The organism is Xylanibacter oryzae DSM 17970 (genome assembly GCF_000585355.1).
Lineage (GTDB): Bacteria > Bacteroidota > Bacteroidia > Bacteroidales > Bacteroidaceae > Prevotella > Prevotella oryzae.
Map to the genome: position 1 here is coordinate 2,103,386 of NZ_KK073873.1, position 16,658 is coordinate 2,120,043.

A 16,658-nucleotide genomic window follows, 5' to 3' on the forward strand; every position below is an offset into this window, starting at 1 on the left:
TGATGACTAAAAAAGTCTTGAAATATTCAGTTATTAATTTATGCCGGTTTATGCTGGCTATAACTTTCATATTGTCAGGATTTGTCAAGGCAGTAGACCCATTAGGAACACAATACAAGATAGGTGATTATCTTGAAGCCCTTCATATTGCATCATATATACCAGACATTTTAACACTTATCTCATCCATTCTTCTTTCTTCACTTGAGTTTTGTTTGGGTGTATTCATGCTTTTCGCAATAAGAAGGCATATAGTCTCTAAAATAATATTTGTATTCATCAGCATAATGACGGTTATCACTTTGTGGATTGCCATAGCTAATCCTGTAAGCGATTGTGGATGTTTTGGCGATGCTATAAAGCTGACGAATTGGGAAACATTCATTAAGAACATAATACTTATGGCTGCAGCTGTAACGGTATGGAAATATCCTCTTTGCATGGTGAGGTTTATAAGTAAAAGTAACCAATGGATAGTAATCAACTACACTATAATATTCATAGTTTTTATTTCAGGATACAGTCTATACGATCTACCCCAATTTGACTTTCGACCATACCACATAGGTGCGAATATAAAAAAGGGGATGGAAATACCTCCAGGAGCCAAGCAACCAAAGTTTGAGAACACTTTCATAATGGAGAAAAATGGAGTAAGAAAAGAGTTCAAACTTGATAATTATCCAGATTCGACATGGAAATTTATAGATAGTAAGACTGTCCAAATATCAGAAGGATATATACCTCCAATACATGATTTTTCGATACAAAAAGTTGGTAGTGGAGAGGATATTACTAATAATATATTAGGTGATAAAGGGTATACATTTTTGCTTATTTCGCCACATTTGGAAACAGCAGACGACAGTCAGCTTGATCAGATAAACCAAATATCCGAATACTGTACTGACAACGGATACAAATTTTATTGTCTAACGGCTAGCACCGGAAAAGCTATAAACAGATGGCAGAGTATCACCGGAGCCGAATATTCATTCTGCAATACTGATGAAACTACCCTTAAGACAATTATACGTAGCAACCCAGGACTTTTACTTATTAAAGCCGGAACCATTATACGAAAATGGAGTCATAACACACTGCCTGACGAAAAACAGTTTAGTAAACCTCTTGAACATTCTGAGATAGGTACTATGCCTAAAGACTCTGTTACTGGCAAAATACTTAAAATAATACTTTGGTATGTATTACCCTTAATGGTATTAACTTTAGCAGACAGAACTTGGGCATGGAGTAGATGGGTAAAAAACAAGGAAAAATCTAACAAAATATATCAACTTTTAAAACGTAAAAAAATGAGAAAGAAAATTGTAGCAGGCAACTGGAAAATGAACATGAACCTGCAAGACGGTATTGCTTTGGCTAAAGAGCTAAACGATACATTTACAGCAGAAAAGCCTAATTGTGGCGTAATAATCTGTACACCATTTATCCACTTGGCTTCTATCGCACAGTTCCTTAATCAAGACATTATTGGTCTTGGCGCTGAAAACTGTGCAGACAAAGTCAAAGGAGCTTATACTGGTGAGGTATCAGCTGAAATGGTAAAGAGTACAGGTGCTCAATATGTAGTACTTGGTCATAGCGAGCGTCGCAGTTATTACAACGAGACACCTGCTATTCTAAAAGAAAAAGTACAGCTTGCACTAGATAACAATCTTAAGGTTATTTTCTGCATCGGTGAGAGCAAAGAAGAGCGCGAGGCTAATAGACAGAATGAAGTAGTAAAAGCAGAACTTGATGGTAGCGTATTTGACTTGTCTGCCGAAGATTTCGCTAAAATTGTTATAGCATACGAACCTATTTGGGCTATCGGTACAGGCCTTACTGCAACATCAGACCAAGCTGAAGAGATTCATGCTTATATCCGTAACTGCATAGCAGACAAATACGGAAAGCAGGTAGCAGAAGACACAACAATCCTTTATGGTGGAAGTTGCAAAGCATCTAATGCGCCTGAACTATTTGCTAAACCTGACATTGACGGTGGTCTTATTGGTGGTGCTTCACTTAAAGCAGCTGATTTCAAGGGCATCATTGATGCTTGGAAGAAATAACAAGAACTATAAAGTCGCAGACTTATATATAAAGATAGGTCTGCGGCTAACTTAATTTCAATAAAAAAATGAAACAATTCGTCACTTTATTAATAATATTAATTTGTACCTTATCATCAGCTAAGGCTCAGAATTTTCTTAAAGACCTACAAAAAAACATTCCAGGAGAAGGTTCTGTCACTATACACCAAAGTGCAAATATTGACGAATTGGTAAACGGCAAGAATTTTGCTCCAAAAGCGATACAGCCTAACCAAAAACAACAAGCTGATAAAGTAAGGATTTACAAAAAGACAGGAACTGAAAAAGAACCTGAAAAAGCAAAAAAAGAATCTACCGAAAAAACTCACGACACAATACGGCACGAAGTGAGTAAACCTAAGCCAACTGAACCCAAAAGAAAAGAAGAGGTCAGCACATCAGAATCTTCAGAAACAGATTTTGATATAGACATTCCTACTATAGATCTACGCAAAAAAGTAATGCGTAAAAGTTATAAAGCTATGGGATTCAGAGTGCAAGTATTTGCAGGCGGAAATAGCCGAAGCGACCGTCAAAAGGCCCAGAATATAGGCAACGACATAAAAATGAATTATCCAGATCAACCTATATATGTACATTTCTATTCACCACGCTGGATATGCAGAGTGGGAAACTACCGCTCTTATGAAGAAGCACACCGCATGCTTCTAAACGTAAAAAGACTTGGATACAAACAAGCATGTATAGTAAAAGGCAAAATAAGCATACAATATTAAAAAGATAATAATGAATCCAGAAACAGAATATCGCGAAGGGATTGATGACCTCGCAGCAAATTATAAAAATATATTAAAACTTTTAGGTGAAGATCCCGAACGTGAAGGTCTACTTAAGACTCCTACACGTGTAGCGAAAGCTATGCAGGTGCTTACACGTGGATACAACATGGACCCTGAAAAAGTATTGTTAGATGCCCTTTTCGAAGAGAAATATAATCAAATGGTAATAGTTAAGGATATTGATTTTTTCTCATTATGCGAGCACCACATGCTACCTTTTTATGGTAAAGTACACGTAGCATATATACCAAACGGATACATTACAGGTCTAAGCAAAATAGCACGTGTCGTAGATATATACAGTCATCGTCTGCAAGTACAAGAACGCATGACCCTTCAAATTAAAGAATGCATACAGCAAACGCTAAAGCCACTAGGTGTGATGGTTGTTATAGAAGCCAAGCATATGTGCATGCAAATGCGTGGAGTGGAAAAACAGAACAGCATCACTACAACAAGCGACTTTTGCGGAGCATTCAATCAGGCAAAGACACGCGAAGAATTTATGAACCTGCTTCAAAGCGAAGGAAAAAGAATTTAACACAATTATTTGCACTTTTCTTTGTTGTTTGATGCAATGTATTATTACTTTTACGTTTATTATATAAAATAACAACAATATTAAACAAAAAGGAAATAAAAATGAAAAAGTTAAATTTAATTTCTATGATGTTACTATTCGTAACAGCATTATCAGTAATGTCATGTGTTAACAATGACAACAACAGTGATAACCTTATTTCAAAAGCTGACCAGAAAGCCTATCAACAGAGAATTTCCGGAACATATTCTGGTAAAACGAGGCTGTACTCTTTTGATGCTAATTCCAATAAATTTGTTAAACAGGATTCTACTGTTAATGTAGCATGGACTCTTAATGCAGATTCAACAATGTCAATTACTAATGTCCCTGTAAAATTCTTTGCAAACTACATTACGACAAGCAACAACAATGAGTTAGTAAACCTTAAGGCAGCTTTAGCTGCGGCACCAAATCAGAATATAAAAGCATACTACTGCATTCCTAGTACTAACTATGTAAGTAGCACATCTATAAATTATGTTGTAACAGCATTAAGATTTAGCCTCACATATAATGGAGCTGCACACGTAATTACAATACTAACTAATGCTAACTACGTAGGTGGATGGAATGTCACACAACGATTTGCATATGTACTAGCTGTAACAGCAGGTCTATATATCGATAACACTTATTACTCCAGTAACATGACTACTACTGCTATAGAAATGGATTCAAAGTAAAACCTAAGTAAATGGCACTTAGGAACTAAAAGAAGATGTTTAAGCATACGGCAGTTAACAGCGAAGAAGAGCTGTGCAAGCGAATAAAAGCTAATGACAAATCAGCTATAAAAGAGCTATACACAGCCTATATTGGCTTTTTATCTGCCGTATGCTATAGATATATTACAGACAAAGATGACGCTAAAGATATACTTCAGAATAGCATATTAAAAGTAATTACCAAAATCAACACTTTCGAATACCGTGGCGACGGTTCTTTAAAAGCGTGGATGACCAAAATATTGGTAAACGAAATTTTTGACTTTATAAAACACAAAGAAAAATCGAATATTTTCAGTTGCGACACAGATATTCCAGATATGGAGGATGAATATACGCCACAAACAGAAGACATTCCTCCAGCTTTAATACAAGAGATATTAAGACAAATGCCTTTAGGCTATAGAACGGTTTTTAATATGTATGTTTTCGAACAAAAGAGTCATAAACAAATAGCCAAGGTTTTAGGAATAAAAGAATCATCATCAGCTTCACAATATCTAAGAGCAAAAAGATTATTAGCAAAACGTATAAAAGAATATAAAGAGAAACGAAAGGAGGAAAACAAATGAAACAGGATTGGACAAACCAGCTTCGTGATAAGATGGCAGGATATGAAGAACCGGCACCAGAAGGTCTATGGGATGAAATTGAAAAGTCTTTAGACTCTATTCCAAAAAATAAAGAATCACACAAAATAGCTTGGATAACAGTGCTCAAATACTCCTCTGCAACTATGGCAGCAGTAGCCCTGTGCCTCATCGGTTTTTTCTTTATAAATAAGCAAAATTACGACCATTCGTACAGGACTTCCTCAAACATAATATCAGAACCGGCAAATAAAAATATAGCAATAAGCAAAAGGAGTAAGATATCTGCAGATAACAATATATTGGCCTCTGCAAAATATGTCAAGATAAAAAAGAACACAAGCAATCCAAACACATATAGTGCAGAAAAAGACTTCAGCAGGAACATTTTGAATAACGAAGTTTATACAGAGCTGCCAACAAAAAAAGAGGAAAAGACTGATACCATTAAAAGTATATCAGGCAAAGACAATACTACAAATAAAAAAGGATACAATTATCCAAAGCACTATTACAATAATATGGCCCTAGCTGAAAACTTACACCACGCCGAAAATAAATGGGATTTCAATTTGTATGTATCAAATATTCCTTCTCAAGAGATCAACAACAACAGCTATTCTAGTTTACTTATGGCTGCACGAAATAATAATAGTTCAATGGACGTATGTTATGGTTTAATGAATGACCCAATACCAGGTAATAAGTATAATTACGAAACTTCCAATCCTTTACTGAATGTCCAATCCAACAGTCTGAGTAAAGAGAATAAGACTAAAATAAAGCATAAGCAACCTGTAAGATTCGGCATAACAGCTAAATATAGTCTAGACTCACGTTGGGCTATAGAAACAGGTGTCACATATACATATCTAACATCAGACATCTATTCTGGCGCTGACGCTAACAACTATCAGAGCAAACAGAAACTGCACTACATGGGCATTCCGATAAATGCGATATATACGATATGGAACAATAAGATTATATCAGTATACATTTCAGGAGGTGGTATGGGTGAATACTGCATTGACGGAAAACTTACTACCGACTATACAATTGACAATATTGTAGAATCAAGTGCTGACGAAAAAATAAAAGATCACCATATACAATGGTCAATAAACAGTAGTATTGGTTTCCAATATAGTTTTTTGCCACACTGCAGTATATATATGGAACCAGGTGTAAGTCATCACTTTAAAGACGGAAGCGATATTCAGACTATATATAAGGAACATCCAACTGACTTCAGTCTTAAATTCGGCATTAGATTCAGTATAAAATAAATCCATTTAATTATGCCTCAATCATACTATAAAAAGAAAGAAACTTCAATAATCAGTAAAAAGACAATAATACTCACCGTTATCGTAATCATATTAGTTATAGCACACATCACAGTGCCATCTAAGCAGTTAATGGTAAGTTCCATATCTTATTATGTGAAGTCTGATATAAATGATGACAGCCCATTCGTATCAACTACTGACAAAGACGTGAATAAGATGTTCTATACATATAATACACTGGACATTTTCAAACATTACTTCTATTCTACAGCGCATATACACAATCGTTACCACACCAAAGACAAAATAGCATGCATTGGGGTTTTAGGTATTGTTATACCTATTGTAGATTGGAATGAATACATCGTAAAAAATGGCCCTGTAAAACGTCACTATTACCGAGGAGGTAAGAAAGACCCTCAATACACACCAATAATAGGGAATAAAGACTATGAGACAGGGAGACTGCCTAACAAATAATACTTATTTTATTAATATAAATAGTAATTAAACAAAAAGAATCGAGTTTATACAACTCGATTCTTTTCATATTATAATATCAATATCCCGGATTTTGCCATGTTGCCTTTTGTGCATCAGTCAAATTGGTACCATCTTGGTTCTGTAATTGATCAATAAAAGCTTGTGGAATAGGACGAAGTTCATGTTTGTTGGCTTGTATATTAGAAACAGCCTCTGTATTGAAAGCTTTAGCACGCTTAATTAGCATACCTGTGCGACTCAACTCTTCCCATCTGTTCCATTCTCCAAGATTTTCACGTGTACGTTCATCTAGGATAAAATTAATCATACGATCTTTATCTGTTGTACAACCTAATTTAGATAAAACAGCCTCATCTTCTTCAGGTAATTGCTTATAACTTAAGATTTGCAAATTTGAAGCATTAGTGGTTATATCTATTCCGGTAGAGAGATAATATGAACTTTTCTTTATGAAAGAAGCATTGTATGCATCTTGGTTTGTCAGTTTTACATTATTGGCATCTTTACATTTTCCTAGTGTAGCATTTGCGGTAGAGTTACTTGCAAATGCTTCCGTTCCATCAGTATAAAAACTTCTGTCTTCACCATTTTTCCATTGAGCACGAGCACGAAGTTTATTAACTGTTTCAATAGCATCCTGATAATTACCCAGACGTGTCTGAGCTTCAGCCTTGATAAGATAAGTCTCGCCGGTACGAGCCATAATTACATCTCGTGTACCATCATCCTTTTCTCCTGTACGTGTACCATCCTCTGTCTTATTTATTCCACAAAATACATTTGATGTAGAAGGACTACCACTCACGCCAAACTGGTCCATCATATATTTGCCATTCTGATATAAAGGGAATACATTGGGAACCCACTTGCCACTTTGAGGATTAATAAACGAATGAGCTACAGCCCCACGTCCGAAAGTTCCATAAGGATTATTATTGAAACGTGCATCGGTTTTCTTGTTAAGAATAAAAATAATTCCTTGATCTCCCAATGTAGGAACCTGTTCCTCTGTTATATTATTATCTGCCAAGAACTTGTTCCAAGCAGCAAGAGCCTTTTGATAGTCAGCATCGGTTTTAAAATTAACTCTATTCGGTTTCGAATTCACAATATTATTCAATCCATAGACAGTCTTAAATGTTTTCCACATACGCGCATCATTAACATTATCAAAAACATCATACGAATACTCTGTTGGACGACAACGCTGAAAATCCAATCCTACATATTGTCCTCTCTGAACCCATCCACCTGAAAAGTTGGAGAACTGTGGAGTAAAGTAACTATATGTACGATTACCATAACGGCCTTTAGTAGAACTGTCAGCATTATGTTCTGCCACCATTAAAATCTCTGAAAGGGCTTCATTTTTACAATCAGTGCCACTCCAATCTGCATAAAGAGAATTATAGTCTGAGGCTAAAGGACAAGCAGCTATCACTTCATCTGAAAGTGTTACGACACTATCTAAATCTGTTTTTGATGAATATCTAGAGTTCCAATCACTGCAACGTTCTGACTGTCTATACAACAATGCCTTAGCAAGGAAATGGGCTGCTGTATATCTTGTCCATGTACCATTACCACGCCATTTAGATGTAGGTAACATACTATAAGCTTGACGCAAATCTGAAATCACCTGATTGAGCGTTTCCTCTGCCGTAGAACGGGTATAATAATGATTTATTGATCCATTAGCAGGTTCTGTCTGTATCACCACTCCTCCATATTGAGCAAATAGTTTATAATAGTTATATCCACGCAAGAAATAAGCTTCACCTATTGCTTTATTACGAGAATCCTTGTCTGCAACACTAGATGCTTTTGAAATCAAAAGGTTGGCCGATGATATACCATAATACATCTCATTCCACAATGCAGATACTCCCGGACAGTTACCATTTGCAGCACCTAAGGCCGTAGTACAATCCAGAGGGTTAAGACGGTTGTCGTAGTTATTCCAGCACTGTGACGTAAGGTCTGAACCATTTGTAAATTCATCTGTTCCATATAGTGTAATACCATAGGCCCATTCATATCCGAAATGCCATCTGATATTACTATACAGGCCGGCAGCCATGCCCAATGCCCCATTACTTGTTTCGAGAAGTTCATCTGTAAAAAGATGACCCGAATCTTCTTTTAGGAAACTGTCTCCACATGAAGTTGTACCCAACAACAGTGAAAGAGAAACAGCACCAAAATATATATTTTTAATTATATTGTTCATGATTATTTTTCTTTTAAGATATTAGAATATTAGAAATCAACTTGTAAACCGAATGTTACGCCCCTATTATAATAGGTTGAACCAAGGTCTAGGTCCATAAAATCAATTGATGAATACAAATTGCCAAGATTTTTACCCTGTACATACAATTTCAGGCCATTAATACGTAGTTTCTGACAGATATTCTTATCAAAATTATAACCCAAAGAGAGATTTCTTACCTTTATAAAAGAAGCTTTCTTGAATCCTAGCAAACCTGAATATGGATCACCACCCGACTGATTATAAATAGGCTTCTGCCATTCTGCATCAGGATTATCAGGAGTCCAATAATTTATTTCACGCTGCTGATACATACCTAACTGCCCTTCACCACCTGTACTTACCATATAATCAAAACGTCCATACAACTCAAGACTGAGTTCGAAACCTTTATAAGTGAAAGTGTTATTCCATCCAAGAGTCCAACGAGGATTCCTGTTACCTAGTATAACACGGTCATTGGCATCTATTACATAATCTCCATTTTGGTCGACCGGTTTAACATTTCCGGCGCTGAAATTAGCACCCTTTGCATTAAACTTGGCCATCTCATCTGCATCAGATGCCTGCCAAAGTCCATTAGCCTGATAACCATAGTATACACTAATAGACTTTCCGATAAACCAGGAATTGGAAACATCATCCTGTTTACCATTGGCTAATTCTATGATTTTATCCTTCTGGTATGCTGCATTGATATTTGAATCCCATTCAAATCCGGCATATTTCACAGGTACTAGATTCAGAGTAATATCAACACCTGAGTTTTCGGTTTCTCCAATATTTGTCAATATCGAAGGATATCCGGTCAATGACGGTATAGTCATATTCATAAGAAGGTCGTTTGTTCTTGAATAATATGCATCAATAGTACCACCTATTCTGCCTTTCAAGAAACTGAAGTCAAGTCCAACATTGTATTGAGTAGTTTTTTCCCAACTCAGATTTTTATTAGGCATTTGGTTAGATCCACTAGTATAATATGGTTCGTTGGTAACCAATATTCTGGTATTCGCAATGCTGAAAGGCATAAAATAACTGCTTATCACTCCAAGTGTTCCATAAGGGTCAACGGCAGAGTTACCTGTTGTACCTATACCGAAACGAAGTTTCAACTGATCAATCCATTTTATGTTTTTCATAAATTTTTCCTGTTCCATACGCCATCCAATAGCTGCAGAAGGGAAAAAATCCCATTTATTACCTTCTGCCAATACAGAAGATCCATCAAAACGTCCACTAACAGTAAGCAAATAACGATCCATAAACGAATAGTTGACACGAGCCATATATGAAGCCAACTGAGATTCGGTAAGTCCGGTTCCAAGACCAACTTTATTACTGGAGTTTGTAACATCAGTAGCACCCATATTGTTCCACTTAAATGAAGACATATAGACATTTACCTCATTCATATTACTATTTTCGGTGTTAACCTTAGAAGCACTTTGAAGCAAAGTTACACCAATAGAATGCTCTCCGAATTTCTTATTATAAAGAAGCATATTATCCCATGTCCAAGAGAAGTTGCGCTCATCGCTACGTTTCGCATAACTAGTACTTCCCAGACGAGTAGCCGAACTTGAATCAAGGTAGATACCATCACGGAAATATCTCAAGTCAGGACCAAATGAAGATTTAAAGACAAGGCCTGTAAGAGGTTCCCATATCTTACCAAAATCAACCTGTCCGTAGAAACTACCCAATGCTCTGAAAGTCTCGCGGTTATCATTAGACTTATTCCATTCATCTATTACCGTATATGTATTGGTAGTAGAACCACCAGGGTTTGATATTATGTCGCCATTATCATCATAAGGTACACAATAACGCAAAATGCTCTTTGCTGCACTATAAATGTCTACAGGTCCTGAATTTGAACTCTGACCGGTACGAGAATATCCATAGTTTTGTTTTGCATAAGAAGCATTGATAGATCCGCCCATCTTGAACCAAGGTTTAGCCTGGATGTCTGTTGATATAGACAAATTATAACGTTCATAATCCTGACCTTTCTGAGTACCAATATTATTCAGATATCCAAAAGACGCAAAAGTCTGAATTTTATCTGTTCCACCCGAAGCACTTATTGTATGTTCTTGTGTAATTCCTGTACGAGTAACAAAACCGGTCCAGTCTGTATCAGTAACCTTAGATCCATCCCATGAAGTATGATTATCATTCCAACCTTTATTCATATTTGCAAGTGCATATTGATCACCCGCAAATATAGACTGATCTTGAGCATAACTAGGCTGGTTGCCCTGATTATATTTTGAAGGACTGGCATTGTAACAAGCCCAGCGGCGCCATGTGATATAATCACTGGCACTCATAGCCGGAGATTTATCTACAAGATTCTCATAAGTAAGAGTTCCTGAATAACTCAACTGCAACTGACCTGATTTACCTCGTTTAGTAGTAATAAGAACTACACCATTTGCTCCACGCGAACCATATATGGCTGTAGAAGAGGCATCTTTTAGGATATCTACAGATTCGATGTCACGAGGATTGAGTGATTCTATACCGCCGGAATTCAAAGGAACTCCATCAACGACATAAAGTGGAGAGTTAGAAGCATTGATAGAACGGTTACCACGAATACGTATACTACCGATAGTGCCAGGGCGCTCACTTGAAGTAATATCCACACCTGCAGCCTTACCCTGCAAAGCTTCAAAAGCATTATTGACAGGTCTCTCGTTCAATTCTTTCTCGCCGACACGCGTTAGCGCACCTGTAACATCACTCTTTCTCTGAACGCCGTAACCTACTACAACAATCTCATCTAGCACTTTTTTATCTTCTTCAAGAGTCACTTTTATATCAGAGCGACCGCTTGGTGATACTGTCTGGGATTTGTACCCGACATAAGAAACTACAAGATTAGCATTTGCCTGCACTTTATCCAACGTAAAGTGACCATTCAAGTCTGTAACAGCTCCAGTGCTTGTTCCCTTCACAAGAACACTTGCACCAATTATTACTTCACCGCTGGCATCAACAACGGTACCGGTGATTTTGTTTTGCGCCATTACACCCGAAGTGCAAACAGCCAATAAAACAAAAAGAATCAATCTTTGGAAGATTTCCCAACGATTGGACAAAAAAGATTTTCCAATGTCTTTCATTTTTAATTAATTAGTTAATAAATTATTATTTTATTAGATTGTATTTTTAACTTCGTTTGTCATTATAAGATTAACCACGAAAATAGCTATTAGATTATCGTTTGTTATTAGACTTATTTTAGGTTCTGCAAAATTAAGTGATAGTTGTTAAATAGAACTTAAAAAAATGACTTTAGAACTATTATTTTTGACCGGAATGAAAAATATGTTACTAATAAGAGGTTTTTAGTTAATAACAAAGTATAACCATAATATGAGATGTTCAAGGATTATTTGTTTATGTATCGTTATTTTATTAACTTTGCATCTAAATCAAAATATTCATGGGAATAAAAAAAACGCTGTTATATAATCTGTACGAGTCACCATTAAAAGATAAAGAAGGCAACAAATACATTCAGGTTAGAGCAATGCCAAACAAAGAGACAATGTCATATGATAATATTAAGGATTATATTGTTAGAAACACTTCATTAGGAGTTACAGAACTAAACAGCGTACCTTCAGCACTTCGTGATGCTATACTTACTTTTCTTCCACAAAACAGGAGAATCCACATTGACGGACTAGGATATTTCTACCTTAAGTTGAAGTTTAAAGATAAGAAAAGGGTTACTAATAAAAAGGAGATAAAAGGCCGTGACATTGTTATAGACAATTTGGAGTTTCTACCGGAAGCTTCATTAGTCAACGAATTAAGATCATTGGATGTAAATTTCAAGAACTACCATATTCTTAATTCAGACAATATAGACAAAGATTCAATTGTGGAAAAGCTGAAGGAATACTTCAAAACCAATGATAGTATAACAATTAAGAAATTCCAAATAGAATTCAGTACTACAAGATATATGGCTTCATTGATTTTAAAGGATTTGTCAAGTGGAGAAGATTCCTTTTTGACCATACATACAATGGGGAAACTTAATATATTCTCTCTCAGATAGTTTTCAAAATAATGGTACATCCTACACGAAAGTGTCTTAATACGATGAATATCAGGACATTAAGTTTAAAACAACCATACACAATCATACACTCACTATACACAGCTATATATTAAGTATAAAAAGCTATTTTTATATAAACAAAAGTACAATAGCTATGGTTTTAAGTCTTAATACAATTGATTACACTATTTTCGACAGTTATCGACAATATGGCTGACAACTATAGACAATATTGCCGACAGTTGTAGACAATACGAATATTAATGCTTTCATATTATAAAACCAGAACTTTTGATCAATATTTATATAGTATTTCGCGTAAAAGAAAAATTACATCATCTGTCTGATAATCAAAATACTATGTAAGATAATGCATAGTACGAAAGCATCATTCATACTATATGCTATTTATTATTAATGTGTTATAAGGCTTATGTATGTTTGTATGAGTTTTGCAATTAAGAGTGTGACACAAAACAAAAAGATTCGGATAAGCCACAGTTTGATATTGAATTATAAAAACAAAAAGGACTTACACTTTATAACGTAAGTCCTTTTCATGAAATTTGTCGGGATTACAAGACTCGAACTTGCGACCTCGCGCCCCCCAGACGTGTGCGCTACCAACTGCGCTAAATCCCGATATATTTCGTTAGCGGACGCAAAGGTAAGCACTTCTTATGAAAAAAACAAATTTTTTGAAATCTTTTAGTTCTCAAATATATCTAAAAGTAGAATGGCACTTTTATATATGACACAAACTTTGCCACACAATATATAAAATATTACGAGTCGGGAGCAACTTTGTTTTTTGGCTAATTACTTCAATATTTGTCATTACATAAAAATATGCATTTGTTATCTTTCCACATATCGACTATTTTATGTAAGTTTGCATTAAATAAAAACAAATTGAGATGAATAACAAAATCTATTACAAAGGTATTATCGCAGCTGCAGGTCTTATTACGGCTCAATCTGCAGAAGCTGCAAACAACAAACAAAAAGCAACACCGGATAAACCAAATATCATATTTATCCTAGCCGATGATATGGGATATGGAGATCCGTCATGCTATGGAAATCAATACATAAAGACTCCAAACATAGACAAGTTGGCTGAAACAGGTACAAGATTTACACAATGTTATGCAGGTTCAGGTATCAGTTCACCTTCACGCTGTTCGCTCATGACCGGAAAAAATACCGGAAAAACGACCATTAGAGATAATTTCTGCAAAGCCGGAGGCATAGAAGGCAAAAAGGGAAAAGGTACTATAAGAAGAATGAATATACTCCCTACCGACACAACTATCGCAACAGTTTTGCGTACTGCCGGATATCGTACTTGCCTTGTAAACAAATGGCATCTTGACGGATTCAATCCCGAAGCGACACCACTAAACAGAGGATTCGACGAGTTCTACGGTTGGCTGATAAGTGCCCCCCACTCTAACACCCCGTATTATTATCCTTACTGGCGTTTTGACAATAAAAAACTGGTAAATATTGATGCTAATGCTCACGATAAGCATATCAAACATAATACAGATATATCAACAGACGATGCCATGAAGTTTATAAAGAGAAATAAAGATAATCATTTCTTCTTATATCTGGCATACGACGCCCCTCATGAACCTTATATTATTGATAACACATCATGGTATGACGATGAGTCGTGGGATATGAATACAAAACGCTACGCATCGCTTATTACACATATGGATGCCGCAATAGGACGCCTGATGGCTTATCTGGACAAGATGCATCTTAGAGACAATACTTTAGTAATTTTTGCTTCGGATAATGGTGCCGCAGTTATGGCTCCTCTGAAAGAACTGAAATGTAACGCAAGTTTCAAAGGACGTAAGGGACAACTATACGAAGGCGGCATAAGAGTACCTCTTATAGTAAACCAACCGGGAAAGGTTCCTGTTCAGACTCTCAAAAATATTGTATACTTCCCAGACATGATGCCGACCTTTGCCGACCTTACAGGAAGTACGAAAAGTTTACCTCAGAACATTGACGGAATGGACATTCTGCCACTATTCTATGGTAAAAAAATAGACACAGACGACCGCCTGCTGTATTGGGAGTTCCCTGGGTCTCAGAGGGCATTGCGCCACGGCGACTGGAAATGCGTAACAATAAAGAAAGATGCACCTCTAGAACTATATAACATAAAAGAGGATATGACTGAAAGCCACAATCTGGCAAAAGAGTATCCTGAAATGGTTATTGGCTTTGAAAAAGAGATGGAAAAGATGCATCATCCTACGCCAAATTGGCCTCTTCCAGGAGAAAAATTTGACAAATAATATAGATTTCTAAAATAGACTAATTTATTTTGCATTTCAGTGAAATTGACGTACCTTTGTACTCTATAAAGATTTTACTGAAATGCAATATATAATTAACGCTCCGAAGTCGATAAACACGACTGTCAAACTGCCGGCCTCTAAAAGCATAAGCAATAGGGCCATGATAATTTATGCACTTTCGGGAGGCAAAACTCTGCCCGAAAATCTATCCGATTGTGATGATACCAATGTAATAGTAAATGCTATTCAAAATATGCCTGATGTCATTGACATTAAGGCTGCCGGCACGGCTATGAGATTCTTATCAGCTTATCTTTCTGTAACAGAAGACACACATACCATTACAGGTACAGAAAGAATGAAGCACAGACCCATAGGCGTTCTTGTCGATGCCCTAAGATTTTTAGGAGCTGACATCACATACCTAAACGAAGAAGGATTTCCTCCTCTCAAAATCACAGGAAGGAAACATGAAGGAGGCTATCTGGAAATTCCAGGAAGCGTTAGTTCACAATATATTTCAGCACTTCTTATGATAGGTCCTGTTCTTTGCAAGGGACTCACACTAAAACTTACGGGCGAGATAATATCACGCCCGTACATTGACCTTACGCTTTGGATGATGAAAGAATTTGGGGCAGAAGCAGACTGGAGCGACATTGACACTATAACAGTAAAGCCTAAACCATACAAGTCACGCGAATATTCGATAGAAAGCGATTGGAGTGCGGCATCATACTGGTATGAAACGCTTGCTCTGAGCGACAACTACGAAGATGAGATAAAGTTTGCCGGACTGATGGATGGCAGTATGCAAGGCGATTCTATTGCTAGATACCTATTCAGTCTGATGGGTGTAAAGACTATTTTCGATTCAACGAAACAGGGCATACCTACTACTGTGACATTAAAAAAACTTGAAAGGCATGTGCCTAGATTAGATTATGATTTTATCAATTCACCGGATCTGGCCCAAACATTCGTAGTGTCATGTGCGCTAATGGATATTCCGTTCAAGTTTACAGGATTACGCACACTTAAGATAAAAGAGACTGACCGTATAGAAGCCCTTAAAACGGAGATGAAGAAATTGGGATATATCATAAAAGATGAAAATGGCGATTCTCTCGTATGGGATGGCGAAAGATGTGAACCTGCTACAGACATAGCAATAGACACATACGAAGACCACCGGATGGCTCTTTCTTTTGCTCCCGCAGCTTTTAAACTGCCGGGAATCAAGATAAATGACCCTAATGTTGTTACAAAATCGTATCCTAATTTTTGGAATGACATGAGAAATGTTGGATTCATAATAGATAAAAAATAGCAAAAGAATGGAATAGTCTTGAACCATAACTTGATATTGAGAGGTATAAATG

12 protein-coding genes and 1 tRNA gene are annotated in these 16,658 nt (G+C 36.3%); 10 read left to right on the top strand and 3 right to left on the bottom strand.

The features are described 5' to 3' along the window. Positions 1-2 precede the first annotated feature (2 nt). The 7 genes from XYLOR_RS08400 to XYLOR_RS08430 all read left to right on the top strand — a co-directional run bounded on the left by XYLOR_RS08400 (position 3) and on the right by XYLOR_RS08430 (position 6,569). Positions 3-2,078 carry a BT_3928 family protein gene (locus tag XYLOR_RS08400; protein WP_084608578.1) on the top strand — a complete coding sequence of 692 codons (2,076 nt, stop codon included), beginning with the start codon at positions 3-5 and terminating at the stop codon, positions 2,076-2,078. A gap of 68 nt (positions 2,079-2,146) precedes the next feature. Further along, positions 2,147-2,836, top strand: coding sequence for an SPOR domain-containing protein (locus XYLOR_RS08405; RefSeq protein WP_036878415.1), 690 nt, complete (start codon positions 2,147-2,149; stop codon positions 2,834-2,836). A gap of 10 nt (positions 2,837-2,846) precedes the next feature. Beyond that, positions 2,847-3,440: a GTP cyclohydrolase I FolE gene (gene folE, locus XYLOR_RS08410; protein WP_036878417.1), complete on the top strand. Its 594-nt coding sequence runs from the start codon at positions 2,847-2,849 to the stop codon at positions 3,438-3,440. Between the two features lie 101 nt (positions 3,441-3,541). Continuing rightward, positions 3,542-4,165, top strand: coding sequence for a DUF4840 domain-containing protein (locus XYLOR_RS08415; RefSeq protein WP_084608579.1), 624 nt, complete (start codon positions 3,542-3,544; stop codon positions 4,163-4,165). Positions 4,166-4,200: 35 nt separating this feature from the next. Next, entirely contained in the window at positions 4,201-4,779 is a 579-nt protein-coding gene (locus XYLOR_RS08420) for an RNA polymerase sigma factor (RefSeq protein ID WP_036878420.1), read from the top strand. After that, positions 4,776-6,086, top strand: coding sequence for an outer membrane beta-barrel protein (locus XYLOR_RS13410; protein ID WP_051508950.1), 1,311 nt, complete (start codon positions 4,776-4,778; stop codon positions 6,084-6,086). The genes XYLOR_RS08420 and XYLOR_RS13410 overlap by 4 nt, the downstream gene beginning before the upstream one ends. Positions 6,087-6,098: 12 nt before the next feature. Next, positions 6,099-6,569 carry a hypothetical protein gene (locus XYLOR_RS08430; protein WP_036878422.1) on the top strand — a complete coding sequence of 157 codons (471 nt, stop codon included), beginning with the start codon at positions 6,099-6,101 and terminating at the stop codon, positions 6,567-6,569. A gap of 79 nt (positions 6,570-6,648) precedes the next feature. Here XYLOR_RS08430 and XYLOR_RS08435 read toward each other — a convergent pair whose 3' ends face one another. Then, a complete protein-coding gene (locus XYLOR_RS08435) occupies positions 6,649-8,823 on the bottom strand; it encodes a RagB/SusD family nutrient uptake outer membrane protein (RefSeq protein WP_036878423.1) in 2,175 nt (724 codons plus the stop codon). A 29-nt stretch (positions 8,824-8,852) separates the two neighbouring features. After that, entirely contained in the window at positions 8,853-11,999 is a 3,147-nt protein-coding gene (locus tag XYLOR_RS08440; protein ID WP_036878424.1) for a SusC/RagA family TonB-linked outer membrane protein, read from the bottom strand. Positions 12,000-12,322: 323 nt separating this feature from the next. Here XYLOR_RS08440 and XYLOR_RS08445 point away from each other — a divergent pair, with 323 nt between their 5' ends. Further along, positions 12,323-12,946 carry an HU family DNA-binding protein gene (locus tag XYLOR_RS08445; protein WP_036878425.1) on the top strand — a complete coding sequence of 208 codons (624 nt, stop codon included), beginning with the start codon at positions 12,323-12,325 and terminating at the stop codon, positions 12,944-12,946. Between the two features lie 572 nt (positions 12,947-13,518). Here XYLOR_RS08445 and XYLOR_RS08450 read toward each other — a convergent pair. Further along, positions 13,519-13,591 (bottom strand) — tRNA-Pro (locus XYLOR_RS08450). Between the two features lie 275 nt (positions 13,592-13,866). Here XYLOR_RS08450 and XYLOR_RS08455 point away from each other — a divergent pair. Both XYLOR_RS08455 and XYLOR_RS08460 read left to right on the top strand, forming a co-directional pair. Next, the gene (locus XYLOR_RS08455; protein WP_036878426.1) at positions 13,867-15,273 is read left to right on the top strand and encodes a sulfatase-like hydrolase/transferase; all 1,407 of its coding nucleotides are present in this window, start codon (positions 13,867-13,869) and stop codon (positions 15,271-15,273) included. A gap of 82 nt (positions 15,274-15,355) precedes the next feature. Continuing rightward, positions 15,356-16,606: a 3-phosphoshikimate 1-carboxyvinyltransferase gene (locus XYLOR_RS08460; protein WP_036878427.1), complete on the top strand. Its 1,251-nt coding sequence runs from the start codon at positions 15,356-15,358 to the stop codon at positions 16,604-16,606. Positions 16,607-16,658 lie beyond the last annotated feature (52 nt).

What these genes read in the sequence shown, in the direction of transcription:
- XYLOR_RS08400 (WP_084608578.1), top strand. Translation starts at nt 3, where the DNA reads ATGACTAAAAAAGTCTTGAAATATTCAGTTATTAATTTATGCCGGTTT.
- XYLOR_RS08405 (WP_036878415.1), top strand. Translation starts at nt 2,147, where the DNA reads ATGAAACAATTCGTCACTTTATTAATAATATTAATTTGTACCTTATCA.
- folE (WP_036878417.1), top strand. Translation starts at nt 2,847, where the DNA reads ATGAATCCAGAAACAGAATATCGCGAAGGGATTGATGACCTCGCAGCA.
- XYLOR_RS08415 (WP_084608579.1), top strand. Translation starts at nt 3,542, where the DNA reads ATGAAAAAGTTAAATTTAATTTCTATGATGTTACTATTCGTAACAGCA.
- XYLOR_RS08420 (WP_036878420.1), top strand. Translation starts at nt 4,201, where the DNA reads ATGTTTAAGCATACGGCAGTTAACAGCGAAGAAGAGCTGTGCAAGCGA.
- XYLOR_RS13410 (WP_051508950.1), top strand. Translation starts at nt 4,776, where the DNA reads ATGAAACAGGATTGGACAAACCAGCTTCGTGATAAGATGGCAGGATAT.
- XYLOR_RS08430 (WP_036878422.1), top strand. Translation starts at nt 6,099, where the DNA reads ATGCCTCAATCATACTATAAAAAGAAAGAAACTTCAATAATCAGTAAA.
- XYLOR_RS08435 (WP_036878423.1), bottom strand. Translation starts at nt 8,823, where the DNA reads ATGAACAATATAATTAAAAATATATATTTTGGTGCTGTTTCTCTTTCA.
- XYLOR_RS08440 (WP_036878424.1), bottom strand. Translation starts at nt 11,999, where the DNA reads ATGAAAGACATTGGAAAATCTTTTTTGTCCAATCGTTGGGAAATCTTC.
- XYLOR_RS08445 (WP_036878425.1), top strand. Translation starts at nt 12,323, where the DNA reads ATGGGAATAAAAAAAACGCTGTTATATAATCTGTACGAGTCACCATTA.
- XYLOR_RS08455 (WP_036878426.1), top strand. Translation starts at nt 13,867, where the DNA reads ATGAATAACAAAATCTATTACAAAGGTATTATCGCAGCTGCAGGTCTT.
- XYLOR_RS08460 (WP_036878427.1), top strand. Translation starts at nt 15,356, where the DNA reads ATGCAATATATAATTAACGCTCCGAAGTCGATAAACACGACTGTCAAA.